21 protein-coding genes are annotated in these 25884 nt (G+C 53.3%); 12 read left to right on the top strand and 9 right to left on the bottom strand.

Going from position 1 to position 25884, the window contains the following annotated elements:
- Positions 1–102 precede the first annotated feature (102 nt).
- The 7 genes from KTE_RS28415 (at position 103) to KTE_RS28385 (ending at position 9813) form a co-directional block, all read left to right on the top strand.
- The gene (locus KTE_RS28415) at positions 103–1107 is read left to right on the top strand and encodes a hydroxyacid dehydrogenase (protein WP_201387370.1); all 1005 of its coding nucleotides are present in this window, start codon (positions 103–105) and stop codon (positions 1105–1107) included.
- 133 nt (positions 1108–1240) lie between these two features.
- Positions 1241–2680 (top strand): ABC transporter substrate-binding protein, encoded by a 1440-nt coding sequence (locus KTE_RS28410; RefSeq protein WP_201387368.1) that lies wholly within the window; start codon positions 1241–1243, stop codon positions 2678–2680.
- A 118-nt stretch (positions 2681–2798) separates the two neighbouring features.
- Entirely contained in the window at positions 2799–3800 is a 1002-nt protein-coding gene (locus tag KTE_RS28405) for a carbohydrate ABC transporter permease (RefSeq protein WP_201387358.1), read from the top strand.
- Entirely contained in the window at positions 3797–4648 is an 852-nt protein-coding gene (locus KTE_RS28400) for a carbohydrate ABC transporter permease (RefSeq protein ID WP_201387356.1), read from the top strand. Before KTE_RS28405 ends, KTE_RS28400 begins: the two co-directional genes overlap by 4 nt.
- 35 nt (positions 4649–4683) lie before the next feature.
- Positions 4684–7053: a glycoside hydrolase family 2 TIM barrel-domain containing protein gene (locus KTE_RS28395; protein ID WP_201387354.1), complete on the top strand. Its 2370-nt coding sequence runs from the start codon at positions 4684–4686 to the stop codon at positions 7051–7053.
- Between the two features lie 2 nt (positions 7054–7055).
- The gene (locus KTE_RS28390; protein WP_201387352.1) at positions 7056–7874 is read left to right on the top strand and encodes a sugar phosphate isomerase/epimerase; all 819 of its coding nucleotides are present in this window, start codon (positions 7056–7058) and stop codon (positions 7872–7874) included.
- 82 nt (positions 7875–7956) lie between these two features.
- A complete protein-coding gene (locus KTE_RS28385) occupies positions 7957–9813 on the top strand; it encodes a cellulose binding domain-containing protein (RefSeq protein WP_201387350.1) in 1857 nt (618 codons plus the stop codon).
- A gap of 163 nt (positions 9814–9976) precedes the next feature.
- On the opposite strand, the gene KTE_RS28380 is transcribed toward KTE_RS28385, so the two are convergent.
- The 3 genes from KTE_RS28380 to KTE_RS28370 are packed head-to-tail and all read right to left on the bottom strand — an operon-like array spanning position 9977 to position 13316.
- Complete coding sequence (locus KTE_RS28380; protein ID WP_201387348.1) at positions 9977–11398, bottom strand: ABC transporter substrate-binding protein; 1422 nt, start codon at positions 11396–11398, stop codon at positions 9977–9979.
- Positions 11399–11451: 53 nt separating this feature from the next.
- On the bottom strand, positions 11452–12309 hold the full coding sequence (locus KTE_RS28375) for a carbohydrate ABC transporter permease (RefSeq protein WP_201387346.1): 858 nt from the start codon (positions 12307–12309) through the stop codon (positions 11452–11454).
- The gene (locus KTE_RS28370) at positions 12306–13316 is read right to left on the bottom strand and encodes a carbohydrate ABC transporter permease (protein ID WP_201387344.1); all 1011 of its coding nucleotides are present in this window, start codon (positions 13314–13316) and stop codon (positions 12306–12308) included. The genes KTE_RS28375 and KTE_RS28370 overlap by 4 nt, the downstream gene beginning before the upstream one ends.
- 547 nt (positions 13317–13863) lie before the next feature.
- Between KTE_RS28370 and KTE_RS28365 the strand changes: the two genes are divergently transcribed.
- The 3 genes from KTE_RS28365 to KTE_RS28355 are packed head-to-tail and all read left to right on the top strand — an operon-like array spanning position 13864 to position 15431.
- On the top strand, positions 13864–14586 hold the full coding sequence (locus tag KTE_RS28365; protein WP_201387342.1) for an SDR family NAD(P)-dependent oxidoreductase: 723 nt from the start codon (positions 13864–13866) through the stop codon (positions 14584–14586).
- Positions 14570–15061, top strand: a complete 492-nt coding sequence (locus KTE_RS28360; protein ID WP_201387340.1) for a RidA family protein — start codon at positions 14570–14572, stop codon at positions 15059–15061. The genes KTE_RS28365 and KTE_RS28360 overlap by 17 nt, the downstream gene beginning before the upstream one ends.
- Before the next feature lie 16 nt (positions 15062–15077).
- Complete coding sequence (locus KTE_RS28355; RefSeq protein WP_201387338.1) at positions 15078–15431, top strand: YciI family protein; 354 nt, start codon at positions 15078–15080, stop codon at positions 15429–15431.
- A 126-nt stretch (positions 15432–15557) separates the two neighbouring features.
- Here KTE_RS28355 and KTE_RS28350 read toward each other — a convergent pair whose 3' ends face one another.
- From KTE_RS28350 to KTE_RS28340, 3 genes are all read right to left on the bottom strand, one after another.
- Positions 15558–16124 carry a dihydrofolate reductase family protein gene (locus KTE_RS28350; protein WP_201387336.1) on the bottom strand — a complete coding sequence of 189 codons (567 nt, stop codon included), beginning with the start codon at positions 16122–16124 and terminating at the stop codon, positions 15558–15560.
- 42 nt (positions 16125–16166) lie between these two features.
- Positions 16167–17348 (bottom strand): RNA-guided endonuclease TnpB family protein, encoded by a 1182-nt coding sequence (locus tag KTE_RS28345; RefSeq protein ID WP_201387334.1) that lies wholly within the window; start codon positions 17346–17348, stop codon positions 16167–16169.
- Positions 17349–17879: 531 nt separating this feature from the next.
- The gene (locus KTE_RS28340) at positions 17880–19259 is read right to left on the bottom strand and encodes an MFS transporter (protein WP_201387332.1); all 1380 of its coding nucleotides are present in this window, start codon (positions 19257–19259) and stop codon (positions 17880–17882) included.
- A 487-nt stretch (positions 19260–19746) separates the two neighbouring features.
- Between KTE_RS28340 and KTE_RS28335 the strand changes: the two genes are divergently transcribed.
- On the top strand, positions 19747–21468 hold the full coding sequence (locus KTE_RS28335; RefSeq protein WP_201387330.1) for a type IV secretory system conjugative DNA transfer family protein: 1722 nt from the start codon (positions 19747–19749) through the stop codon (positions 21466–21468).
- Between the two features lie 99 nt (positions 21469–21567).
- Here KTE_RS28335 and KTE_RS28330 read toward each other — a convergent pair whose 3' ends face one another.
- The 3 genes from KTE_RS28330 to KTE_RS28320 form a co-directional block, all read right to left on the bottom strand.
- The gene (locus tag KTE_RS28330) at positions 21568–21762 is read right to left on the bottom strand and encodes a hypothetical protein (protein WP_201387329.1); all 195 of its coding nucleotides are present in this window, start codon (positions 21760–21762) and stop codon (positions 21568–21570) included.
- An 819-nt stretch (positions 21763–22581) separates the two neighbouring features.
- On the bottom strand, positions 22582–23463 hold the full coding sequence (locus tag KTE_RS28325; RefSeq protein ID WP_201387327.1) for an AraC family transcriptional regulator: 882 nt from the start codon (positions 23461–23463) through the stop codon (positions 22582–22584).
- 261 nt (positions 23464–23724) lie between these two features.
- Complete coding sequence (locus KTE_RS28320; protein ID WP_201387325.1) at positions 23725–24720, bottom strand: NADPH:quinone oxidoreductase family protein; 996 nt, start codon at positions 24718–24720, stop codon at positions 23725–23727.
- A gap of 275 nt (positions 24721–24995) precedes the next feature.
- Between KTE_RS28320 and KTE_RS28315 the strand changes: the two genes are divergently transcribed.
- Positions 24996–25859 carry a helix-turn-helix transcriptional regulator gene (locus KTE_RS28315; RefSeq protein WP_236600712.1) on the top strand — a complete coding sequence of 288 codons (864 nt, stop codon included), beginning with the start codon at positions 24996–24998 and terminating at the stop codon, positions 25857–25859.
- Positions 25860–25884: the final 25 nt, after the last annotated feature.

Here is a 25884-nt window from a genome sequence, read left to right as displayed (position 1 = left end):
CACTAGATCAAAGGAGAGGTTATCCCGTTACTCTACAGTATCTCATACTTACTTTTATCAGTTTGCCTCCTGTGATGTATTTCAGCGAAAGGATTCTTCTCTATGCCGCGTCTCAAAGGCATATTTATCTTACACTCTAGCGCATACGAAGAGATATATGGGCCTGAGGTGCGCAAAGCGATTGACGAAATGATCGATGTGGTTGCGCCGCCCCAGACGGCTGAGGAGATACTCGCCCATCCCGAGCTCTTGCGCGAGGTGGAGGTAATTCTCTCTGGCTGGGGAGCGCCCCTCATAGACGAAGCCTTTCTGGCGCATGCCCCTTGCCTGCGGGCCGTTTTCTATGGCGCGGGCTCCATTCGCGGCTTTGTCACTGATGCCCTGTGGAAGCGTGGCATCCTTGTAACGAGCGCCCAGGAGGTAAATGCTATCCCGGTGGCGGAATACACACTTAGCGCGATTCTCTTCTCACTCAAACATGGGTGGCGCCTAGCCGGGCAGGCACGCCAGCAGCAGCGTTTCCCTCCACGCGATGGGGTACCTGGCGTGTATGGGGCCACGGTGGGGATTATCTCTCTGGGCATGGTTGGGCGACAGGTCCGCGAGTTCTTGCGCCCATTTCACCTGCATGTGCTCGTGTATGATCCCTATGTTTCTCCTGCTGAGGCAGCTGAGCTAAATGTCTCCCTCTGTTCTCTGGAGGAGCTCTTCCGTGAGGCTCAGGTCGTGTCTCTGCACACGCCACTGCTGTCCGAAACCACAGGCCTGATACGTGGTACTCACCTCTCCTCTATGCGGAAAGGATCTACGTTTATCAATACATCGCGTGGAGGATTGGTGCGGCATGAAGAGTTGATCGCGGTGCTCGAGCAGAGAAGTGACCTGCATGCGATTCTGGATGTGACCGATCCAGAGCCGCCGCAGCCGGACTCTCCGCTCTACACACTACCCAACGTTACGCTCACGCCACATATTTCTGGTTCGCTTGGCTCAGAGCGTCGCCGCCTGGGCCAGGTGATGATGGAGGAATTGCAACACTTTGTTGCGGGAGAACCACTGCGCTATGCGATCACGCGGGAACGGCTCTCGCTGATGGCAACTCCATAGCTCTGCCCAACGCAACGTAACCCATGTACAATGTCGTTTTATTTCGTTCAGCAAACTGATCGTGTTTGGTACTCATACGCAAGTATCCATCTACAGCGTCGTTTGGTTCAGTTCAACAGGAAGGGTTCTTCATATGCGTCAATGGCGCCGTCTGGCATTTGTTACCCTGATGTTGCTGAGTATGCTACTTACCGCCTGTGGCGGGAGCAATGCTCAAGCAACTACTGTCTTAAAGATCGCCGATTACTCTCCTGAACAGAAAGCGTTTCATGAAGCGGTTGCTGCCGAGTATCATCGACTGCATCCCGACGTGACCATTCAGTGGCAATCGACGGCGCAGGCCCAGTACCTGCAATCGTTGCCGCTCTCGTTCCAGAGCCACCAGGCTCCAGATATTTTCTTCTACAAGTCGCAGCTTTCTCCCGAGCTCTCCATGTCTTTCCTGCTCAAGCAGGGGTGGATTCGCCAGCTCGATCCCACGGGTAATCCAGATCAGAGTTTCTTGAGCCGCTGGTCCTCTGACATGTTCCAGGAAGGGATCAACAAGCACAACGGCCAGGTCTACGGCTTTCCCTTCACCGACAACGTGATCTGGGGTCCGGGCTTTATGTTCTACAATAAGTCGCTCTTTCAGCAGGCCGGCCTCGATCCCGCCAATCCGCCCACAACCTGGAGTCAGTTTACCTCTGCCTGTCAGGCAATTAAAGCCAAGACCGGGAAATATTGCCTGGGTGTATCGCTCAAGGGGACCGATTTCCAGCGCATGTGGTATCCCATAGCTGGTTCAATCATGACCGACCAGTTCTTTGACTACAAAACCGGGACCTTCGATCTTAACAATCCACAGTTGCTTCAGGCCTTCAGCTTTATTCAGAGCCTCTACCAGAAGGGGCTAGTGGCTCCTGGTGTGAACGACAAGACCTTCTCGCGCCAGCAGCTAGCCAGTGGGCAGGTGGCCATTTACTTTGATGGTACCTGGCTGCCCAGCACCTTAACGCAGCTTGGTTTCTCCGAGAGCCAGTATGGTATCGCGGCGCCTCCTTCTCCTGACAATGGTCCTCGCGGTGCCGAGGCGATCTTGAATACGCAGAATGTCTACTGGGTCAGCAGTCAGACGCAGCATGCCAACCAGGCCTGGCAGTTTCTCCAGTGGATGACTGACCCGACTGGCTTTTTCGCCAAGAACTATCTGAAGGATGGCTTTGGCACCCTGGCCTTCGCGGATAATAAATCGCTGATCACCGATCCGGCCATGAAGACCATGGAGCAGATTGCAGCCAGCGGCCTGCGTGTGAACTATCCTGAGCCGCTGCTCAAATGCCCCGACCTGGCGAAGTCGCAGGCCTATTCCAAGGCCGCAGGGACCAAGCCCAACGGCGAATGGCAGACCATGGTTGACGCCATTGTCAAGAATACGCCGCTGAAGCCAGGCGCCGATCAACTGGTGGCGCAGCGCCAGAAGACCTTCCTCGATACGTTGCAGCAGGAGGCGGCCTCGGGCCTGAAAGTCTCGCAGTCCTGCTTCGCGTTCTCCAATTGGAACTATAACGAGAATTACACAGGCGGGTACTAGCCTGTAGCAGGGTCCTACCTGCGGCTGCTCGGGTGATTGCCCGAGCAACCGCAGGCAAGACCAAATCACCGCAACGTTGTTAGCATCGCCTACTCGCGATCTGAAGAGAAGGTACACAATGGGTAAAGTTATAGAATCCTCTCGCTCACTTGCTGCATCCGCCTCGGCAGGTGGAGGAAAACGTGTTCAGACGCGTGTTCGTGGCAAGGGTACAACGGGCTTCTGGATCTTCCTTTTTCTACTGCCATTTCTCCTGTTCTTTGGCGCCTTTACGCTCTGGCCGCTGCTGGCTACCGTAGTCTACTCGTTCTTTGATTGGAATGGCATTGATGCTCTCTCCGCGCAAAACTTTGTCGGCCTGAGCAATTACCTGGAACTCTGGCATGATCCCTTGTTCTGGCAGTCTTTCTGGAATACCCTGCTCTTTGCTCTGGCCAATACTGCCATTAAGCTCCCACTTTCGCTCTTTCTTGCCATTATCCTGACACGCAAGTGGCTCTGGTTTAAACGCTTTTTCCGCACGCTCTTCTTTGTGCCGATCATTCTGCCTGTTGCGCTTGCCGGACAGATATTTACCTTCCTGCTTAATCCCTCCAATGGGGCGTTGGATAGCTTTCTGCTAGGGACCGGGCTGATCAAGCAGCCTATCGACCTGCTGGGAAATGGGAACACGGCCTTATGGACCGTTATTCTGATCTCCGTCTGGCAGATTTTTGGTCAATATATGCTCTACTGGATGGCCGCGTTACAAAATGTGCCGGAGGAGCTCTATGAGTCCGCACAGATCGACCGGGCTAACGCGTGGCAGCAATTTGTGCATATTACGCTGCCCACTATCGCGCCCATGGCGATTGTGATTACGCTGCTCGGTCTCGTTAATTCGCTGCATGTCTTTGGCATTGTCGTGACCATGACCAGCGGCGGCCCTGGTACCAGCAGCTACGTACTCTCCTATTATATCTACGAGGCGGCCTTCCAGAACCTGCCTTTCCGCTATGGCTATGCCTCGGCGACGGCCGTCCTGTTTATCCTGCTGGCGGCGATCTTTGTTATTATTCAGTGGTGGCTGGGGCGTGATAACACGCAGACCACGCGCCAGCTTGCTGGAGGCCGCGCATGAAATTGCTCTCACAACGGAGTGGAGGCCGCTTCCTCCGCTATAACCTGATTACGGTTACCCTGCTATTGCTGGTGGGCTTTTTCTGGGTCTACCCCTTTCTCTGGGCGATCGCGGGTGCGTTTAAGACGCAGAGCGGCCTGTTTGCTTCAGGTGTCAGCCTGTGGCCCAACCAGTGGGATTTCTCTAATTTCCAGCGTGCCTGGGTGACGGCTGGCTTTGGTCAGTACTTCTTCAATACGTTGCTCTACTCTACCGCCTCTACGGTGATTGAGCTGTTCAAATCGGCGCTCTGTGGCTATGTCCTGGCGCGCTATCGTTTCCCTGGACGCAACCTGCTCTATGCGCTAATTGTCGCCACGCTCTTTGTGCCGCTGGCCTCGATTGTCCTGCCGCAATTCCTGGTGGTGGAGTTGCTGGGCCTGCTCAATACCCAGTCCGGGGTAATCCTAGCCTTCTCTGGAGCCACGGGCGCCCTCTATGTGCTGCTCTTCGTTAACTTCTTCAAGGCCATTCCTGAAGAGTTGTTCGACGCGGCAAAGGTCGATGGCGCGGGCTTTGTGCGGCTCTTCCGCCTTGTCTTCCCGCTGGCGCGCCCGGTGATCGCAACGGTGGTAATTTTCAACTTTATCGCCACATGGAACGATTTCAATATCCCGCTGATCTATACCTTGAGCGCGCCGGATCTGCGCAACCTTGCAGTGGGAATGTTCGCCTTCCAGGGCGAGAACTCGTTCGACTGGACCGGCTTTGCCGCTGGTACCGTCATCTCATTTGTGCCTGTGCTGCTGGTCTTCCTGGCCTTCCAGGGATACTTTGTACGTGGCCTCTCTGGCGCGGTGAAAGAGTGATTTAGAGAGTAATTGCTAGAAAGAAAGATAGGCGTATGCGCCATCAAGCTGCTAGATGTATAAATGAAGCGTGGCGTTTTCACCTGGGGGATCTTCCGCCCTCGGACGTGATGCGAGCTGAGGGGCAGACCTGGAGCGGGGTCACGCTGCCTCATAGCTGGAACGCTCTGGACGCCATGGCGCTAGAGGAAGAGCACCACTATACCCGCGAGGTGGGCTGGTATGTGCGCGAGTTTGAGCCGCCTGCCGCTGGACAGCGCCTCTGGGTGGAGTTTGAGGCCGCCTCGCAGCACACCAGTACCTGGTGCGATGGCGTGTGCCTGGGAGAGCATGCCGGGGGCTATACGGCTTTTACGGTGGAGCTTCCCAGGCAGCCGCAAGAGAGCATGCCGGGAGAGTCACTGACGCTGGCGCTGCGCGTGGATAACCTTCCCGATCCCGATCTCATTCCCTCTGACATGTCGGACTTCTTCCTCTATGGCGGTCTGACGCGCAACGCCTGGTGCTATACCACCGGCTTGCGCCGCCTGGCGAGCCTGCGCTGTGAGACGGAGGTGAGTGTGGAGTCAGCCACGCTCACTATCCGTGGCGAGCTGGATGCACCGCCTCCGCGAGCGCTGCGCTTAAGCGCCCGGCTCCTCTCACCCCAGGGCGAACTGCTCAGTACCATCGAGAGGAGTGTTACGGAAGCAGGCTTTGAACTGCCTGCTCATCGCATTGTACAGCCGCAGCTCTGGTCCCCAGCTCAACCTGTCCTCTATACCGTAGAGGTGACGCTGCTGGATGGTGAGGAGGCCTGGGACGTGGTTACGGAGCGGATTGGCTTGCGCTTCTTCGACTTTCCCGAGAGCGGTCCCTTTCTCCTGAACGGGGAGCCGCTCAGGCTGCATGGTACGCACCGGCATGAGGATTGGGCGGGCTATGCCAGCGCCGTCCCTGATACCCTGTCGCGCCAGGAGTTACGATTGATCAAGGAGGCGGGCTTTAACTTCGTGCGCCTGGGACACTATCCGCAGGCGCGGGCGGTACTGGAAGCCTGTGACGAATTGGGCTTGCTGGTCTGGGATGAGCTGCCCTGGTGCCGGGGTGGTATTGGCGGCGAACACTTCCGCGCTCAGACTCAGGCGATGCTTGAGGAGATGATTGAGCAGCACTATAACCACCCCTCCATCGTCATGTGGGGCCTGGGCAACGAACTGGATTGGGAGAGCGAGCATCCAGATTCCAGCGATGAGAAGGTCTGTGCCTTTTTGCAGACCCTGCACGACTTTGCCCATGCCCGCGATCCTCAACGCCTGACCGCCCTGCGGCGCTTTGAGCCAGGGGCGAGCATCGTGGATGTCTATTCGCCCTCGATCTGGTCCGGCTGGTATCGTGGGCGCTATGAAGACTATGAGGTGGCGCTCAATGAGGCCCTGGCGCGCTATCCGCGCATGCTGCATATCGAGTGGGGTGGCGATAGTCATTACGGCCGCTATAGTGCTGGCGAACATATCAGCGCGGAAATCAATCAGGAGAGCGACCACGCCGAGCGGCCAGGCATCGCGACCGGTGTAGGTGGTCCAGCGCGTGGTAGCCGCGATAGCGACTGGAGCGAGAGCTATATCCTCGACCTGATGGAGTGGCACCTGCAAGTCCAGCTCCGTACCCCGCGCCTTGTAGGCAACGCGCAGTGGGCGTTTAAGGACTTTGGCACGCCGCTGCGGCCCGAGAATCCCATCCCCTATGTCAACCAGAAGGGACTGCTGGACCGGGCCGGTCGACCCAAAGCGCTCTACTACCTCTTCCAGAGCTACCTGGCGACCACGCCCATGTGCTTTATTGAAGCGCCAACATGGAGCATACGTACAGGCCAGCGCGACGCGTTGCAGCGTGTGCGCATCTATTCCAACTGCCCCCAGGTCACGCTCTTTGTGAATGGTCGGGATTGTGGCGAGCGGTGGCGTGACGGCACCGCCTTTCCCGCCGCGGGCCTGGTCTGGCATGTCCCTCTGCGCCTGGGAGCAAACGAGCTGCGCGCCGTGGGCCTCGCTGCCGATGGACAGCGCGTAGAGCATACGATTAACGTGGAGTATCACGAGGCCGCAACGGGTCCCGGATCCGCCTTTCAGTGGCAGATTCAGCCAGTAAAGACGGGTGGTGGCGAGGAGGGGCAACAGGTCACCATCCAGCTTGTAGACGCGGATGGGCATCCTTTTATCGAGGATCGCCGGCGTGTCTCCTTCGAACTAAGTGGTGCTGGAAGGTTGCTCGCCTGCCTGGGGATCGCCGGTGGAAGCAGCGTGATTGAGCTCGCCAATGGGCGCGCCAGTATTACCGTGCTGGCTAAGGAAGCGACTACGCTGCTGGTCAGGTCCGACCGACTTCCAGAGATACTTATTCCCATCGAGCCAGGAGATAGATAAATATGAAACTTGCATATTCTTCCCTTGCCTGTCCAGGCTGGACGATTGAGGAGGCCGCTGAGGCGGCTGCACGCTATGGCTACCAGGCCATTGAATGGCGCCTGGCGGATGGCGAGACGCTTGAGCCCGATGCCTCGCTCGTGGTACGGCGTCGCCTGCGCCAGGCCTCCAGCGCCTATGGGATCGAGATTGCCTGCCTGGATAGCTCGTGTCGGGTGACGCAAGGCACACCTGAGGAGCGGGCGGCGGTGATCGAGGCCGGTCAGCGTATGCTCGATATGGCCGCTGAACTGGGCGCGCCCTTTCTGCGCGTCTTTGGCGGCGCTCTCCCTACAGGTACGACGCGCGCCGATATGCTTGCGCCCACTGCCCAGGTGCTACACACGCTTGGCGCCTATGGAGCTGAGCGCGATGTTACCGTCCTACTAGAAACTCACGATGCCTGGACCAAAAGCGAAGATGTTCTAAACCTCACCCGGGCCGTGGCCCTGCCCACGGTCAAGGTTTTATGGGATGCCCATCACACCTATCGCGCGGGCGAGACTCCCGCACAGAGCCTGGCGCTACTCGGAGATGAGATCGCCTATGTCCATCTCAAGGATAGCCGTTTGCTTAATGGCAAGCCGGGAGCCTGGACATATTGCCTGCTCAACGAGGGTGATATGCCGCTGCGCACGATATGTACTCTCCTCAAGCAAGGGGGCTATGATGGCTATCTCTCGCTGGAATGGGAGAAGAAGTGGCATCCCGAGATTGAAGAGCCAGAGGTCGCCCTGCCCCAGGCGTTGCCCTACCTGCGCGACCTCTGGCGGCAGGTCTGAAAGGAGGTGAGGCTTATCCACTAACAGCTGTTTGAATGTCTCTTTTCGGTTGTGTGTTTGTGCTAACAAAAGAAGGGATTCTATGGAACGCATCTCTCGTTATCTTGGATTGGGAGCGGTCTGTCTCCTGGTCATTATGATGGGCATTTTGTCACAGTTGCCAAAGACCAGTCATGCCGCATCTTCTCCGCTGAAGGTGCAGTACATACCAGATAACACCAGCACGACGACGAATAAGCTTCAGGCGGGGCTGCAAATTGTCAATACTGGAAGCAGTAGCGTCGCGCTCAGTGGGCTTACCATGCGCTACTGGTTTACACGCGATACCAATCAGGCCATCTCGGTGTTCTGTGATTATGCAGCCGTTGGTTGTAGCAACGTGACGGGGACGGCGGTAGCGGTATCCCAACCCGTAGCGACGGCCGATTACTACATCCAGGTCGGCTTTACATCTGGTACACTGAATGCCAACGCCAACACAGGCAAGATCAAGATTCGCGCCAGTAAGGCCGACTTCAGCAACTTTACCCAGACCAACGACTACTCGTTCAACGCCTCATTCACAACCTTTACTGACTGGCAGAACGTCACGCTCTACCAGAACGGCATTCTAGTCTGGGGAGTCGAGCCGACCGGCTCTTCTGCGACGCCCACACCGACACCGACCCAGACCCAAACGACAACGCCCACACCAACCCAGACTACGACACCTACCCCAACGCCCACGCCTCCACCCACGAGCTTCGACCAGAGCCAGATCGATGCCGCGGTAGCCACGCCTCTCCTGGCCTTCCCGGCGCCTACGACGGCCAATAGTGGCAGGCCTGGCGACTCGCCAACGGCGGTTTATAACGCGAAGGCCTTCTACTTCCTGGCCCTGGTGAACTGGTATAATCCCAATGCTACCGCGACGAATGGTACCTCGGTAGCTAGTCGCCTGGTGGCCTCTATCGGCCAGTTAGTCGCGGGCGGCAACGAGCCTGATGCCAATGGTGGGCTGGAGGGCTGGGGCCATAATGATACCGCGCAGGGACTGCTGCTTGCGCGTAATGAGCCAGCGGTCTGGAACCAGTTATCCTCCACTCAGCAGGCGAAGGTCAATTTGCTGATGCAGGCGCTGGCTATCGCGGCCAACTTCGATTTCAACGACACCAACAACTTCAACCAGGACATTGACTACTACCTTGAAGGGAATCAATGTAAGTTCAACAAGTCCTACAACCCGAACTATCGCGAGGGCTATCTCAATATCATGATTGCGGCCAGCCTCTACTTTGGTCCCAGTACACTAAATACCTTCTTCACCTCGTTTGACTACACCAGCTTTAATCAGCAGTTGCAGTCCGCTGGCTTTACCAACATCCAGGCTGCCTGGGCCAATGCCCAGACGCCCTTCATGAGCGGTGGCAGCGACAATTGTAGTGGTACTGGTTCGGGCGTGCGTACCGCCTTTACCTACAACAACATTCCACTCTCCAATCCCGCCGGTATCTTTGACCAGCTGGCTATCTTCACCTACCAGGATACGGTGACCAGCACGGGTGCAGGTGGCAATGCGTATATCGCCGATAACACCACCAGCCCCTACCAGGGCCAGCAGGGCATGGAGCATGAGTTTAACTCGACCGACTCCGGTGGCGCGCGCAGTGATGCCCTTTACGCCTACGAGGGCTGGATGAACAGCATCTCTTCGCGCACGGATATCACCCTCTTGAATGCCTGGGGTTGTGGCACAACCCAGACGCAGGATATACGGTTGGAGAGCGTCGGCTCTGGCGATCTCCTCTACAAGCTACAGCATGGCTATGAAGGCTACTATCTTGCCCAGAGCCGCCTGGTCAACGAGACAACGCCCTCTAGTGATGGGCCCTCTGCCAAGGGCTTCTACTTCGACCAGCAGGTCTGGAACGTCGTTCTCTCAAAGGTCCAGCCCTGCTAAAAAAGTATCCACCTGAATCCGCCAATAGCCTGTTCAGATCAAAGCGCCGCCTTCATATGCAAGTTATATGAAGGCGGCGCTTCCATGATAGTAGTGAGCCAGACTTACTGCCAATGGGGCCCAGAAAATGGACCCCATGGTTATGCACTTTTCTGGCTTTTATTTACTGGTTGGCGTCGTTGTACTCTTGTAGTGAGTCATTCGACTTCTGAACGGCACTATCCAATGCAGACTTAGCACTACTGGTTTGACCAGTGAGATAGGCATCCATTGCGGTCTGAACATTGTTACGCATCGTAAGCATGTTTCCGGTAGCCGCGCCAGCATTGTAGTAGTTAGTCTGGCTGGAGCGAATCTGGTCAAGACCTACCTGGAACTGAGGGTACTTTGCCAGGGTATCCTTCATCGTCTGCTGATTATAGGCGGAGAGACGGGTCGGGATGTAGCCAGTGTTGGAGGACCAGTACGCCTGAGTGTCTGGCTGAGACAGGAACTTGGTGAAGTCCCAGGCTCCTTCCTGCTGTTCTTTTGTACCCTTGTTCGTGATCCAGAGAGAAGCGCCACCGATGGCGGTGCGGCCCTGGGCAGGGAGGGTCGGGCGAGGGATATAAGCGACGCCGATATCCAGCTTATTACCGTTTTTTGCCGCCGTATTGACGAAGTTGCGCATTGAAGCGACAGACTCAAAGGTCATCGCGGACTGGCCTTTGAGGAAGGCTGACGAGGAAGAGCTTGAGCCGCTCGCACCAAAGTATTTTGCTGAACCGTCAGAAATCAACTGTTTCTCGAACTCCAGCCATTTGACGCCGGCATCGTTGTTGAAGCTGTACTGCGTCGCGCGACCCGAACGACCATTGTTGGGGGTCGCCAGGAACTGGTTGCTTGAGGCCAATGCCTGCTCAAAGAACCAGCTATAGTCATAGAAGCTAATGCCTGCACGAGTGACCTTGCCGCTGGAGTCCTTCTGAGTTAGCTTCTTCGCGGCAGCAATCACCTGATCATAGCTCCAGAGTTTCTGATTGGGGTCCAGGCCTGCTGCTTTGAAGACGTTCTTATCATAGTACATCACCATCGTCGAGGAGTTGAAAGGCATGGAGTAGAGTGTCCCGTTAATGGTGTAGTAGTTGCGGATCGCTGGCTCCAGGTCATTAACGACGCTCTGCAGATGATCACGGTTGATCAGATCCTGCACTGGAATAATTTGCTTGGTATCGATCATGCGCTGGGTGCCGATATCATAGACCTGCACGACATTGGGAAGCTGGTTTCCGCTCAACGAGGCATTGAACTTGCTGAGGGTGTCATCATAGGATGACTGGAAGATGCCATCAATATAGTATTTATTCTGGCTCTCATTGTATTTGTTGATCAGTGTGCGCAGAACGTCACCGTTCACGCCACTCAGACCATACCAGAAGGAAATTTTGAGCGTTCCTGGTTTCTGTGGATCGAGTTTAACCGCCGGGGTCGCCGGGGGCGCGGCGGGTGTGGACGCGGTATTGGCAGTGCTTGTGTTACCCCCACCACAACCAACCAGCAGGATGGTTGCGAGGAGCACCAATATGATTTGTTTTGCGTAACGCATGGGAAATATGATCCTCCAATAAAAGTATTAGCATCTACACAGGACTTCAATTGTTATTTAATAATGCCAGCTGTTAACCCGCGCACGAGTTGACGATGGCCAAATATTAAAGGTAGAAGCGTTGGAATCACAACGATGAGCGTAGCCGCCATCTGGGTGTTCAGAAAATTAACTTCACTAGAGTGAAAGATTGCAATACCAATCTGCGTAGTACGCCACGTCGACTCGTTAGTGACAAGAAGGGGCCAGTAAAACTGGTTCCAGGTCGTAATAAAGGTATAGAGACCCAACGTCGCCAGGGCTGGGCGCGCCAGCGGAAGCAGGAAACTCCAAAGGAAGCGGAAGTGGCCGCATCCGTCTAACTTCGCCGCCTCTTGCAGTTCGGGCGGAATGGTCATGAAGTACTGGCGTAGCAGGAAAATGCCAAAGCCTCCCGCAAGAAATGGCAGAACCAGTCCCTGATAACTATCTGTCCAGTTCAGGTGTAAGATCAACAGGAAATTCGGCACCAGCGTCGCTTCAAAGGGGATCATCATTGTGCCCATGACAATAGCAAAGAAGATCGGTTTACCCCAGAAATTGAGGAACGCAAACGCGTAAGCGGCCAGCGATGATGTCACCAATATGCCGACGGTGACCAGAAACGAGACAACAAAAGAATTGAGAATCCAGCGTGGCAAATCCGGCTGCTGAGCCAGAACCCGCACAAAGACTCCCCAGTCAAGTTGGGCCAGATCCGGAAGGAGTTGTGGCGTCAGAGTCTGCCCCTGCAATGCGATAGAGAACGCGAAAAGCAAGGGGAAGAGAATAATCAGCGAAACCAGTACCAATAAGATATAGGTGACGATTGTCCCCAGGTGTTTCCCAATACTGATCTTTCCCTGGGGCATTGTATTGACAACGGCACTCATCGGTAATGTACCCTCCTGCCCAGGAAGAGAAATTGCATCGCACTAAGAATGAGCAAAATGATGAACAGAATAATTGACATTGCCGACGCGAAGCCATAGCGATGATCAGCCCAGAACGATTGATAGATCGCATAGACAAAGACATCGGTAGAGCTTTCCGGTCCTGGTCCATTCACCAATACATTGAACTGTGTAAATGCTTGAAAGCACGAAAGGGTGTTAATAATCAACAGAAAGAGCAGGATAGGCGTTAACATTGGCAGCGTGATGTGGAGGAAACGCTTCCAGCGACCCGCGCCGTCCAGAGAGGCGCTCTCGTAGAGGTCCTCAGGTATAGCCTGCATACCAGCGAGCGTGATAACAAAATTGAAGCCCAGACCCGACCAAACCGACATCACGGCTATGGAGATGAGCGCAGTTGAGGCATTATTAAGTAATCCCGGCTGTGGCAAGTTCAATAAGTTGACCAACCAGGTAGTGATGTTCGTCGTTGGATCAAAGATCAGCGCCCAGATGACGCTGGAGCTTGCTAGCGAAATAGCAATACTGACGGTAAATATCAAACGGAAGACGCCAATGCCGCGCACCTTCGCCATCGCTAACGAGGCAAGACCCAGCCCACAGACGATTTGTAGTGAGACTACAAGCAATGCGTACTCAAAGCTTATCAACAGGCTGTTCAGGTAATCATTTTCCGGGTTGCTAAAATTCAGGATTTGTTGATAGTAGCGCAAGCCGACGAACTTTACAGGATCACCCAGCTCATTGGTGATGTTGAGACTGAGCCAGATGGCACGGAAGAAGGGGAAATATGTAAAAATGGCGAATACCGCAAGTACAGGAGCCAGGAAGAGCAATCCCAGGCTAAATTCGCGTACCCGCCCGCCCAGATTTCTATATACCTGAACATTTATTCTTTTTCCCCCCGGTTGCTCAGATTTCGCAGGTAGCTTCTCTGCTTGTAACGGGGCATCTACATCCAGGTGTTGTATAGAGGATTGTTTCAACTTACCACAGATACTCCTTCTATTAGGATAATAGCCACTTTCTTGATTAGCAAGCTTCCTTAGAATAAACCTCTTGCGTTAATTTGATATTAAGTATATATAAAGTTCATGCTAAATTTGAGTTAAATGATGCCATCGAAACTATATATACCCTTTTCAAAAATATACTTTAATTCAAAAAACAAGCGGTTTAAGTAGATCTTTTATCGTTTCTTCTCCTATCTTCAAAAGACGAGACTATCCCAGGAGCTGTAAGCGGGAGTCGACATCGTGATTGTGAGCATGGGGAGGTGAGTATCTCAATAAATATTCCTGCGTGTACGGCGCAAGATTCTATTCAAACTGCGCAAGAACATAGGCGATTGTACATTCCCTCTGAGGTACTCTTAGAGTAAGAGAAAGGTGTAGAGGAGCCATTTGAAAGGCCCGGCTAGCTCCTTTCTCTGTACATGATCTCTCTCCATGGATCTATGGAAACAGGTGTGAGTAAGACATACCGCTTTCCATGGACAGCCATCGCGATATAGCTTGAAAGAAGGAAACTACAGTGTCTGAGAAAAAAACTGCTCTTGTGACTGGAGCTTCATCGGGGATTGGGCTTGAACTTACGAAGACCTTACTTGCTCAGGGATATCAGGTCGTCGCCAACTCGCGCACTATTACCCGTGCGGGAACGCTGACCGCTTCTGATCACCTTGCCCTCATTGACGGGGATATTGCCGATCAGGAAACCGCAAAAAAAGTGGTAGAAACAGCCGTTCAACGGTTTGGCGGGGTGGATCTGCTCGTGAATAACGCCGGGATCTTTATCGCGAAGCCCTTTACTGACTATACCATTGAGGATATTGATCGCCTGGTCAAGACAAACCTGCTAGGCTTCTTCTTTGTGACACAGTATGCCGTGGAGCAGATGCGAAAACAACATGTTGGGCATATTGTAAACATTACCACCACGCTAGCAGATCAGCCTGTTGCAGGTGTTTCGGCATCCATTGCTCTTTTAATCAAAGGTGGATTAAACGCGGTGACCAAAGCACTGGCCATTGAGTATGCAAGTGAAGGTATTCGCGTCAATGCTGTTGCGCCAGGCAACATTGCAACCCCTCTGCACAAAAATGATGATCATGGGTTCCTCAGCCGTATGCATCCAATTGCACGTATGGGTCAGGCATCTGAGATTGTTGATGCGATCATGTACTTAAACGCAGCAACCTTTGTCACTGGTGAGATCATTCATGTGGATGGAGGAGCACATGCAGGCAAATGGTGATCGAAACGGTCCGCGAAAGCATAGTGAGAGGCTGGATGTGCTTGGCATCCAGCTTCCAACGCCTCCGACACCACTTGGGAACTATGTGGAAACATCATTGGTTGGGGCCCTGCTTTTTACCAGTGGCATCCTACCCTTTGTCGATGGCAAGCTCCTGTTCACAGGCCGTTTGGGGGCTGATCTGACGGTGGAACAGGGGCAAGAAGCGGCCAGATATGCAGCATTGAATGCTCTGGCAGCGGCGAGTCATTTCCTGGGCGATGTGGATCGTATTCAGAAAGTAGTACGAGTAGGAATTGCTCTGGCGACGACCGAGGCATTTACGCAGCATGCAGCAGTTGCAGACGGTGCCTCAGATCTGTTTGCACAGATCTTTGGGAAGGAACAGGGGCATACTCGGCTGGTCTCTGGGGTTTACAGCTTGCCCGTTCGAACCCCGGTAGTCCTGGATGTAGTCTTTGAAGTTGTTGTGTAGTAATGTGCACCTTCGTGTGGTGAATACTTTGATAGAGGAGGAAGAACAAGTGATGCAAAGCACAACGCATTATTATATCTTGAACCTGATCTATACTCGCCCATTGGCTGAGGTCGAGCTCTTAATTGATGAGCATTCACATTATCTCCAGTCTGCATTTGATCGAGGTGATTTTCTGCTTTCTGGCCGCAAGGATCCATGGACAGGAGGAATCATTCTCGCGAAAGCGAGTAGCCAGGAAGCTATCCAGGCTATCATTGCGCAAGACCCACTGCTTAAAGCAAACGTTATCAAGTATGAGGTAATTGAGTTCCATCCCACCAGAGCAAATACAGATTTTTCATCTATACTTGCCACTGAGAAAAAGTGATATCCCTCTATCCTTATTACAGGAACGGGTATGCTCAGGCAGACGACCGCAGGTCGTCTGCCTGAGCATACCCGTTCGATTATGGAAGGGTTTTGCTGGCTGGTTTTCAAGCATATGGTGTGTTCATTATCGAGCGTTTGCCTGCTCGTTGGGTTGGTAGTGGAGTTCGACGATGCCAGATGGACGAGTTATGGTGTTGACAAGTTTCAGCTTTGTGTAGTCCTTGAAGAGGGGTTTTCCCTTGCCAAGGGCGATAGGGTAGAGAAGAAGCTGATATCGGTCGATCAGGTTGTAACTGGCGAGGGCCTGAACCAGGCTGGCGCTCCCGTAGATAATGATGTTACGCCCTGGCTCCTGCTTCAGTTGCGTAATCTCGTCAGGGATGATTTCCCGGCGCACAGCGGAGTTGTTCCACTCGGCGTTCTCCAGCGTTTTGGAAAAGACAATTTTGCGCATCTCGTTCAATTTGCGGGCATATGCTTTCAGACCCTCTGGAGCATCCGGGGAGTTGGGGATATGTGGCCAGGAACCGGCAAAGCTCTCGTACGTGGTGCGTCCTAGCAAGAGCGTATCAGCAGCAGAGACAAATTGGTCCTGATATGGTCCGTTGTCCTCATCGTTGATCTCACCCATCCAATTCATTTCCCCATCGGGTCCAGCGACAAAACCATCAAGTGTCACCCACATGGTCATATTGACATCCTCCCCATGGCTAAAGCCAGGGGATTCCTCGAGTCACCTCGAGGGGTTCCTGCTTCGCGGAGTCTTGCCCAAACGAGCCAACACTCGTCCAGGTCTTACGGACTCTCCACAGGCGTTGAGGACCGTGAGCCCCACGGCCACAATGTTCTTTGCCGCGTTGAGATCGCGGTCATGGTGGGCACCACACCCTGGGCAGTCCCACTGACGGACATCAAGCGCTAAGGCGTCGAGGAGATGGCCACACGCGAAACAGCGCTTACTGGAGGGATACCACTTGTCGATCTTGACCAGGGTTCGACCGTACCAGTCGGCTTTGTATTCGAGTTGGGACACGAACGTGCTCCATCCCACATCGCTGATGGCTTTGCTGAGGGTCGGGTGCTTGACCATGTTCTTGACCTGCAAGCTCTCCACGCAAATCGTTTGGTTTTCACGGATCAGACGGGTCGAGAGCTTGTGCAAGAAGTCACGGCGACGATCAGCGATACGGGCGTGAAGGCGCGCCACCTTCAGACGCGCCTTGTCCCGATTCTTGGACCCTTTTTTCTTCCTGGCATGGCGGCGTTGGGCTTTCGCCAACGTCTTCTCGTCCTTGTGGAAGAACCTGGGATTACCCACCACTTCACCTGTCGAGAGGACGACAAAGGACGTCAAGCCAAGGTCAGCGCCGATCGCCTGCTCATTGGAGGGCAAATGGGCAATCTCTTCTTCCACCAGGATGGAGAGGAAGTAGCGACCAGCGCCATCTTTGGAGATGGTGACACTCGAAGGAGTTGCCCTATCAGGCAGAGGACGCGACCAGCGAATATCGAGAGGCTCACTCATCTTGGCAAGGGTGAGACAGCCCTTGCGCCAGGTGAAGGCATTGGCGGTATAGGTCGCGGATTGTGTGTTCCGTTTCTTGTGGAAGGCAGGATATTTGGCACGCCCTTCAAAGAAATTGAGAAACGCTTTGTCCAGGTGACGAAGAGCTTGCTGCAAGGGTACACTGGAAACCTCATTCAACCAGTGGGTCTCTTCTTGCTGTTTCAGCTCAGTCAGCAAGAGGCTCAGATCTTTGTAATAGAGGCGTCGCTGCTCGTTGTAATAGGCATCGGTTTTCTTGCGCAATGCCCAGTTATAGATGAAGCGACAGCACCCAAAGGTCTGAGCAAGGATCTGCTGTTGTTGTGCTGTGGGGTACACCCGGTACTTGAACGCGCGTTTCTGTTTCATGCATTACATTATAGCATATAAGATGTAAAGATGCAACAATGTGCACCACCCTATCCACCTCATAAAAGGAACGCGCCATTCATCCCCATGTTTCAAAAACAGGGGTCTTCTGGCGCGGTTTGATAATGTTTCGCATGGTATGCAACCTTTCTTTTTGTACACTATTACGCTGTCAATCTTCATTGAAAAGGTTTCAAGCCGCCTACGGCGGGAGGGGATTTAGACGCAGAGGGCTGACGCCCCTCTGCACTCCCCACCTTTCCAACACCTGAAATTACTTTTTCTTTCCGGGTAGAGCGCTCGTGATTGCGTCATGGTTCATGTATATGAACGTATGACGACCCCATATGGACTGCGAAAAAGAACCTATCCTGTGCGCTCACTCTGGCGACGACCATAAGCAATGCAGACCGCCAGAACGAAGCCGTCTCAATTAATTTACTTGTATTTTGCAAGTGCAGACACTCTACTATTCTGCATGGGGAACAAAAAAGTGGAAAGAATAAGTCTTTTTTGCTCGTTCGTCGTGAGCTAAGTGATTGAGATCAGCACGCTGCCCAGCAGGAACAGTAACGCGACAAGCAGCAGCGCGATATGCATGCCAGCAAGAAATGCGCTCCTCTCACTTAACGAACCGAGTATCGAGCCTAAAATCGCAACGCCAAGCACACCACCCAGTTGACGGCTCGCATTCAGCAGTGCTGAAGCGACACCCACTTGACTCTTGGGAACAGTATTAAGGATAGCCGTCGTCATGGCAGGGACCGTCATACCACAGCCAAGACCAATGAGGATTTCTCCGGCTGTCAGCAAAAGGATGGAAGCGCCAATTTCGCCTAACAGGAGCAAGAGTGTGCCAAGACAGCTTGCTGCCAGCCCTCCGATCATTGGTCGGCGCGTGCCCAAACGTGCAGTGATCCTCCCTGAGATCAGAGCTGTGCTTCCTGTCGCAACCGTGATTGGCAGTAGCGCAACACCCGCCAGAGCCGCTGGGTAATGATAGATATCCTGAAAGAATAGAGAAAGGACAAACAAGATACCATACAGACCAAAGTTGAGGATGCATCCTACCAGTATTGGCATACTAAAGGCTGTCGATGAGAAGAATTGTAGGGGAAGCATAGGCGTACTGTGCCTCGTTTCGATGAGCAAGAAGCCGCAAGACGCTCCTATGCACAGCAGAAACATGCCAACGATCTGAGGAGAAATCCATCCCTGGCTTCGCCCTTCGATAAGTGCGTAGGTCAGCGTGGCAAGGGCAACGATCACGCATGCCTGTCCCCACAGGTCACGTTTCTGCGTTGTTGTACGTGGCGTCTCGCTGACAAAACGCACGGTGAGAGCGAGCGCGAGTAGACCAAAAGGCACGTTCAGTAGAAAGATGCTGCGCCACCCCAGCGTTTCAATAAGCAATCCACCTACAACAGGACCTCCTGCCAACCCTATGCCCGAACTACCTGCCCAGAAGCCGACTGCCCTTGCCCGTTTCTCAGGGGCTTGAAAGCCGTGAGTGATCAAAGAGAGAGAACTTGGAACCAGGAGTGCGGGTCCCACTCCTTGAAGTACCCGCGCCGCTATCAAGATATTGAGCGAGGGAGCAAGGCTACAGAGGAGCGATGCTCCTGTAAACAGCACGTATCCCGTAAGAAATGTGCGCTTATGCCCGAGTCGATCCCCGAGCGTGCCCGCGCTGAGCAGCAAGCTCGCAAAGATCAAAGTATAGCCGTTGATTACCCATTGCAATCCCTCAAGCGAGCCATGCAGATCGCGCTGCATAGCCGGAAGGGCCACATTGACAACGGATGTATCGAGAATAACCATGAAGAACCCGAAGCAGATGGCAGTCAACCCAAGGGCATGAAGCGACTCTTTCTCTGAAGGGATAGATGGAATCTGGAGTTCTCTTGACATATCTTATCGCGTCTCCTGTACAGATTCTGCAAAATACGAGTGCCACAATGTGGTCACATACCCAGGAAGCAGACAGCACTCTTTGCTGCAACCTCCTGGTCGTTCTCGTGAAGGATTTGTTCTCTCCTTACTCTAATATGAAGCGACGAGGGATGCGCCCATATTCTTGCGTCAGCACAACATATTCTTGCGCGGTTAATGATAGGGACTGGGGATGAGTCCAGTGAGACGCTTGAACCACAGCGCCAGGTGGCCCTTAGAGGGGATTGTGCTGGGGAAAAATGTTGGGACCCCAAAACTATGAGGAATTTCATAGCTTTAGGGCCCCACTTCTTGCTATACTAGTTTCGGAATCCTAGTCAATAAGCTAAAATAGCTGTATTTAGAAGGTGAATGTCAATACTCTGTTAAAATTGAATTAATTGTAAACGACGGCCTACTACTTCACTACAGATCAAAGCGAGAAAGAAAAGGATGTACGACGCGTATGGAAACGATGCTACAATTGGGGGAGGGCTTGGATGGGTCCTTCTGGTTTATTATCTTGCTAGCATTGATATTACTTGCTCTGGCTTTACTCTTCGAGGGAGTCCTACGTGGAAACAAGACGACTGATTCTTATGGATCGGCAAAGTTCGCGCAACTCCGCGACATTCAACCGTTACTTTCCTCAAAAAAGAACTTCGATGATCCTGAGCAAGCAGAAGGAGAGCCTGCTCCCAGCAGTTTGTTGTTAGGCCGATACAAGGGGAAGACAATCGCTTTGAATGAGGAGGTGTTGGAGAATCATGTTTTGATGGTTGCACCAACAGGAGCAGGCAAAACAAGCCGTGTCATTCTACCTGGCCTGCTCAGGGAGGCGGGCCACCGGAGCCTATTTGTGATCGATCCCAAGCAAGAGCTTGTGAAAAAGAGTGCGGGGTACATTGCTAAACATCACGAAGTCTGGATCTTTGCGCCCAATGACGCGGCCAGGAGCCATAGCTATAACCCCCTTGCCTACATTACAAACCTCGACGATGCCCGTGACTTTGCCATGAGTTGGATCCAAAATACGGGTGAGTCAAAGGAACCGTTTTGGGATCGTGCGGCCGAACTGTTAATCACAGCAGCCGTACTCCACTTGCGCACTTGTGAACCAGATGCACCGTTCTCCCGGCTTGCTGATATTTTTAGTATGCCATTTGAAGATCTCAAGGCCCTGCTAACAAAGAGCGATAACCAGGCAACGCGAAAGATAACAACTTCATTTCTGTCCAATATGGAAAAAAATGGGAAGCTGATAGGTAGTGTCATGACGGACATTGCTAATCGCTTTTTTATGTTGTTCTCACCAGAGGTCCAGGCTGCAACCGCGGAGAATGACATTGACTTTAACGCCATGTGTGACCGGTCTATTGCTCTCTACCTCTCCATCCCGTTCGGCGACGCCGAACGGTTACGCCCTCTCTCCGCAACCTTGATAATGCAAATGATGCGTACCTGGATCCGGCGTGCCGATCATAGCCCTAACGGGCAACTTCCCCGGGCTATCGGATGCTACCTCGATGAGTTTGCCAATGCGGGGCGTATACCTCACTTCGAGAGCTATATTTCTACTCTCAGAAGTAAGCGTGTTGCACTGCTGATGGCAATCCAGGCGTTTTCTCAGCTTGAAGAAGTGTACGAACCGGCAGGCAAGGAAACGATCATTAGCAACTCACGTACTAAATTGCTGCTACCAGGCGCTGGTCTGGAAGAGTGCGAGTACTTTAGCAAATTGACCGGGCAGACAACTACTGTAACGAAGAGCCAGAGCAAGAGTATACGTGGGATCAGCATCTATGCGATACTCTTTGCTGATAGCCAGAGTTTTAACAAGGCAGAAACTAAGAGAGATCTTATGACACCCGATGAGATGAGAACTATGCGCGAAGGTTCGATTCTCATGATATCGGGTAGTTTTCCTGTAGTGCTTGTGCAGAGTATCCCATATTATCAGAATCAGGTTTTGGTCGAGCGGTCTCAGCTTCATTTCCAGCTGCCAGAGCGTGCTACAGTAATTGAGGCTAAGGAGGATGTATCTTCCGGACAGGGACGGAAGCGGAAACGGGGACGAAGGGGTGGTCGGTCACAAAATCAAACGAGTGTCACCGTAAAGGAAGAGGCAATGGTTCAAAGCGAGGATGATGCATATATAGAGCATGCGGAGGGCATCATTTACTTGTAAAAATAGGTTGAGGCAATTTCACCGTCTTTGATGGATGAAAAGGGTGCGACAAGAATTTTGCAAATGATGAGCGCACGAGCATGGCAAGCACACAGTCAGCTAAAAGCTACTCCTCACCTCTTTGATGTTTTGCACAAATTCTTGCCACCCCCGCACCTTAAAGATAGACACTTGCTCTTTGAGATTGATCGCCGTGAAGCGCGTGAGAATCGATGTATCCCGTTCATGCACGATGAAGTGATCGACCTTGGTTGTGCGTGCCCGCCCGTATTGTATGTCATCCTTGATCGTCATTCCCACTCCATCAGGAATTGCCTGCCTATGGCGAGGAGCAATGCACAGAGCATTCCTACCCCTATCGGTAGCAGCCAGGAGCCGCGCTGCTTTCGTGCTCTCGCGTGCTACGGGGATGGAGTTCGGCGATCCTCCTGGATCGCATCGGTTGCTTGGGTTGGTCGCGGTCTGGGGCCCCGCTCTTACTGTATATTTTCGTGCGTATCCTAGCTCGTTAAGAAAGCGGATGGGGCTAGAATGAGAATGAGTGCGTGACCATGTGTGGTCACGCACTCATTCTTGAGAACTCCTTCCTCTAGATCGATGTTACCTGGCTGGGAGGTCGCGTGCTAGCGACGGCAGCACCAGCAGAGGCGGCAGTGGTTGCCCCTCTTGCACTCGCGGCACCTGGTGAAAATCGCCAGCACCGCCTCACGGACCAGACTCATCGTGTCTACACCTCCTTCCGAAGGCTCGAGGCGGGAGTCGCTTTGAAATTCTGTCAATCGCTCCAGGACAACCTAAAAGAAGCGCTGCATTCGTTCCGGATTGAGATTTCTCTCGGGACCGGTAAGAAGCGCTGCATTCACTTTAGGTTGAGAAATTCATCTCTAGGACCTGAAGTGATGAGAAAATCGTAGCAACAGGTGCCCGTATTGTAACATGCAAATCATTGTATGTCAATTAGTATAAATTGCTTTATCTTCTTTCTTGCATTCAGCCCCCATTACCTCTTGCCTTTCCTTCTATTTAACAGTTAACAGGCGGCACTCTTTAAGGAACTGTTCTCTCCTTACTCCAACACGAAGCAACGAGAGATGAGCCCATATTCTTGCGCGGTTAACGATAAGAACTGGGGATGATTCCAGTGAGACGCTTGAAGTGTAGCGCCAGGTGGCTTTCATTCGCAAATCCTACTGCGTGCGCAACGGTGGTGAGGGACCAGTTAGTTGTGGAGAGTAACAGTTTGGCTCGCTCAATTCGACGCTGGATGACATACTGATGAGGAGAAAAGCCGGTTGACGCTTTGAAGAGACGCGTGAAGTGGTAGGGGCTGAGAGACGCGACAGCCGCGATTTCTGAAAGCGAGAGACCCTCGGCGAGATGTTCTTCAATGTACATGCTGACGCGTCTGAGCGTCACCTTGTCAAGACCAACGGATCTTGGGAGGGAGGGCTGCTTTACTGACGAGTGTTGTCTGAGCAGGTGGATGCCCAGAATGTTCGCTAATGACTCTACATAGAGCTTCCCACCCAGACCATCTGAGCGAAGCTCCGAGAACAACGAGAGCGCGATGGACTCGATCTGTGGATCGAAAATGCCGAGGGTACCAATGAACTCAACCGTATCAGGATAAATGTCTGCCGAGGCGGCGATCTCCTGGATGAAGGTGGGTGAGAGATACAGATGCAGGTGGCGTACCTCTCCCTCGCGTTCCAGGTGCCAGTTGGTCGGCGCTCCCGCAGGCAAAATGACCAGGTTGCCGGTTCCAAGTTGTCCTTGACGTCCAGCGAGCCGTTCTTGAATAGTAGAAGGAGCACTGAGATTGAGGATAAGGATATGGCGAGGAAGAGCAGGCAAGGCAAAATCATCGAGTGGGTGGATGACCTCCGCAATATCAAGCCCATTCCAGCCCTTTCCGCTGCTCGACTGCACAATATGTTCAGGCGGAACATCGAAAACAGTGCCGTGTCTGTCGCCTTCTAAAGGAACCTGCTCCACTCCTTGCCTCCTTTTCTACCCACGAAAAAATGATGCCGGGTACATGTTCTACTCACTCATCATATAGGCGTCAGTGACTTCATGCGATTATACATCAGACCTGCACCTCTGGATACCCCTGTCTTGAGGCATGGAGAGGAAAGAGGGGTTTCCTTCTGTCGCGCCCGACACGATACACATGTAAAAACGGATATTCATTTTCCTGAGCAGAGGCGCAGGGAAAAAGAGAAGATCCCTGCGCTCCATATGCCATACGCTAGTTTAGGGACGAAGCACGATTTTGCCATACGAGGCCCGCGACTCCAGCAAGCGGTGCGCTTCCGCAACTTCTTCAAGCGCGAAGGTGCGCATGATACGTGGACGAACGTTTCCTTGCTCGACGTAGCGTCTAAAGGCCTGCCTCCCCTGTGCAATGAGATCAGGATGCTGCTGCATGAGGGTGAAGGACGAAAAACCTTCGATCCGTTTCATCCCCATCATGAGCTGGGAGACGCTCTCCGATGGCAAGGCGGGAATGCGCCCACTAGCTGCACCGGAGACAATGAGACGGCCAAATGGAGCTAGGAGTGGAAGGCTTTCAAGCAGGATCTGACCGCCCACGACATCAAGGATGACATCAACGCCTTTCCCTCCGGTTGCCTGCATAACCTGCTCGGCCCAACCCGGCTCGGTGTAGTTGATCAGCGTGTCAGCTCCCAGGGTCTGCGCCACGTCGAGTTTAGTCGCGGAACTGGCGGTGGCGATGATCTGCCCTGCCCCCATTGCGCGCGCCAATTGCACCGCAAAATGTCCAATGCCTCCGGCAGCTGCGTGAATCAGCACCCGTTCACCAGGGCGCAACTGCGCCGAGGTCGCCAGAAGATGATACGCCGTCTCGCCCGCAACGGGGAGGGTCACCAGCTCCTCTGGCGAGAGCGAAGCCTCTGGCAAGGGCTGAAAACGGAGCGCGAGAGGCACCAGCGCGTATTCGGCATAAGCTCCCACTGGAGCAAAACCGAGGATACGCTCTCCCACCTGAACCTCGCCCACCTCTGGCCCCACCTGGGCCACCGTGCCGTACACATAGTCGCCTGGTGCCACCGGGAACGTGGGTGTTCCCCACGGCGAGTCCACGTTGCGTATCTGCGTATCAACGTACCCAATATCAATGGCTTCGACTTTGACCAGGACCTGACCGGCCTCAGGCTGAGGAATAGCCGCATTCTCGACTTGTAAGACTTCTGGTGCTCCAGAGGTGTAATATCGTACCAGCTTCATTTCTTTCTTCTTTCCATCCAATTTCAACGTGTTCCTATATTCGTGTTATTCTATCAGCGAAAACGGAACATCAGACAGGCATCAGGATCATTCCTGGCCTGAAGTCGTGGCGCGTCTCAGACCCGAACATCGTTTGTAGCGCGTGTCAGAACAATCACTTTGTCTGTCTGGCGATAGTATGGAACGCTTCCTCTGCATTAACCAGGAGTGTGTTGTATCATATGTCTAGAAAGACACAGCCTCCGGAGAACGTGCAGAGAGGTCATGAGGAACCTATGAGAGAAAGAATCAAGAGTCGTGCGGGACTGGCCGATTTTTTACAAAGCCGTCGTGCTCGTCTGCATCCAGAACAGTTTGATTTCCCAGCATTTCAGAGGAGACGAACGCCTGGCCTCAGACGAGAAGAGCTTGCTCAACTGGTTGGCGTGGGTGTTTCCTGGTATACCTGGCTTGAGCAAGGTCGGAATATTCAGGTTTCCGATCAGGTGCTGGAACGTCTCGCATCCATTTTGCAACTCAATGAGGAGGAGCGCCGCCATTTGTTTCTCCTGGCGCAAGGTCCAGGCCCATTCCTGGGTGAACAGAAGGATCAAAAGTATGCGCCCAATGCCGCCGCACAAACCATTCTTGATGGCTTCATGTACCCGGCCAGGCTCTTCGATCCACGTTTAAATGTCGTCGGATGGAATGAAAGTGCCAATCGGGTCTTTGGGGATTATCCCAGTCGAACTGACCGAGAGCGCAATGCCCCCTGGTTTCATTTCATGCATCCATCGTCACGAATTTTTGAGGTTCATTGGGAAAGGGCGGCGTGGCGCTGCCTCGCCGCCTTGCATGCCAGGTATGACCAATACCCCGATGATCAATGGTTGAGCGAGTTGATTGCGGAGTTGCAGCAAGCCAGTCCAGAGTTTCGCGCCTGGTGGCCTGAGCATGAGATTGTGCTGGACTGTGGCAGCCTCTACGAAATTAATCATCCGCTCGTTGGCCGTCTTGCCTTGCATCCCACAGTTTTCCCTATGCCTGAACAGCCTGACTTGCAGATGATTATCTATACTCCACTGGCTCAGGAAGACACTGCGGCAAAACTGAGCGCGTTAATGACCGAAGAGGACCAATATCATCTTATGATATCGTAATGCTTGGATGGGCTATGTGCTTGAA

Origin of the sequence: Ktedonobacter sp. SOSP1-85 (genome assembly GCF_016587415.1) — a bacterium.
Classification (GTDB): Bacteria; Chloroflexota; Ktedonobacteria; order Ktedonobacterales; family Ktedonobacteraceae; genus Ktedonobacter.
This window is presented reverse-complemented; position numbering and strand designations above follow the sequence as displayed.

Coding starts and splice junctions, on each gene's coding strand:
- KTE_RS28415 (WP_201387370.1), top strand. CDS start 103: ATGCCGCGTCTCAAAGGCATATTTATCTTACACTCTAGCGCATACGAA.
- KTE_RS28410 (WP_201387368.1), top strand. CDS start 1,241: ATGCGTCAATGGCGCCGTCTGGCATTTGTTACCCTGATGTTGCTGAGT.
- KTE_RS28405 (WP_201387358.1), top strand. CDS start 2,799: ATGGGTAAAGTTATAGAATCCTCTCGCTCACTTGCTGCATCCGCCTCG.
- KTE_RS28400 (WP_201387356.1), top strand. CDS start 3,797: ATGAAATTGCTCTCACAACGGAGTGGAGGCCGCTTCCTCCGCTATAAC.
- KTE_RS28395 (WP_201387354.1), top strand. CDS start 4,684: ATGCGCCATCAAGCTGCTAGATGTATAAATGAAGCGTGGCGTTTTCAC.
- KTE_RS28390 (WP_201387352.1), top strand. CDS start 7,056: ATGAAACTTGCATATTCTTCCCTTGCCTGTCCAGGCTGGACGATTGAG.
- KTE_RS28385 (WP_201387350.1), top strand. CDS start 7,957: ATGGAACGCATCTCTCGTTATCTTGGATTGGGAGCGGTCTGTCTCCTG.
- KTE_RS28380 (WP_201387348.1), bottom strand. CDS start 11,398: ATGCGTTACGCAAAACAAATCATATTGGTGCTCCTCGCAACCATCCTG.
- KTE_RS28375 (WP_201387346.1), bottom strand. CDS start 12,309: ATGAGTGCCGTTGTCAATACAATGCCCCAGGGAAAGATCAGTATTGGG.
- KTE_RS28360 (WP_201387340.1), top strand. CDS start 14,570: ATGCAGGCAAATGGTGATCGAAACGGTCCGCGAAAGCATAGTGAGAGG.
- KTE_RS28350 (WP_201387336.1), bottom strand. CDS start 16,124: ATGACCATGTGGGTGACACTTGATGGTTTTGTCGCTGGACCCGATGGG.
- KTE_RS28345 (WP_201387334.1), bottom strand. CDS start 17,348: ATGAAACAGAAACGCGCGTTCAAGTACCGGGTGTACCCCACAGCACAA.
- KTE_RS28340 (WP_201387332.1), bottom strand. CDS start 19,259: ATGTCAAGAGAACTCCAGATTCCATCTATCCCTTCAGAGAAAGAGTCG.
- KTE_RS28335 (WP_201387330.1), top strand. CDS start 19,747: ATGGAAACGATGCTACAATTGGGGGAGGGCTTGGATGGGTCCTTCTGG.
- KTE_RS28330 (WP_201387329.1), bottom strand. CDS start 21,762: ATGACGATCAAGGATGACATACAATACGGGCGGGCACGCACAACCAAG.
- KTE_RS28320 (WP_201387325.1), bottom strand. CDS start 24,720: ATGAAGCTGGTACGATATTACACCTCTGGAGCACCAGAAGTCTTACAA.
- KTE_RS28315 (WP_236600712.1), top strand. CDS start 24,996: ATGAGAGAAAGAATCAAGAGTCGTGCGGGACTGGCCGATTTTTTACAA.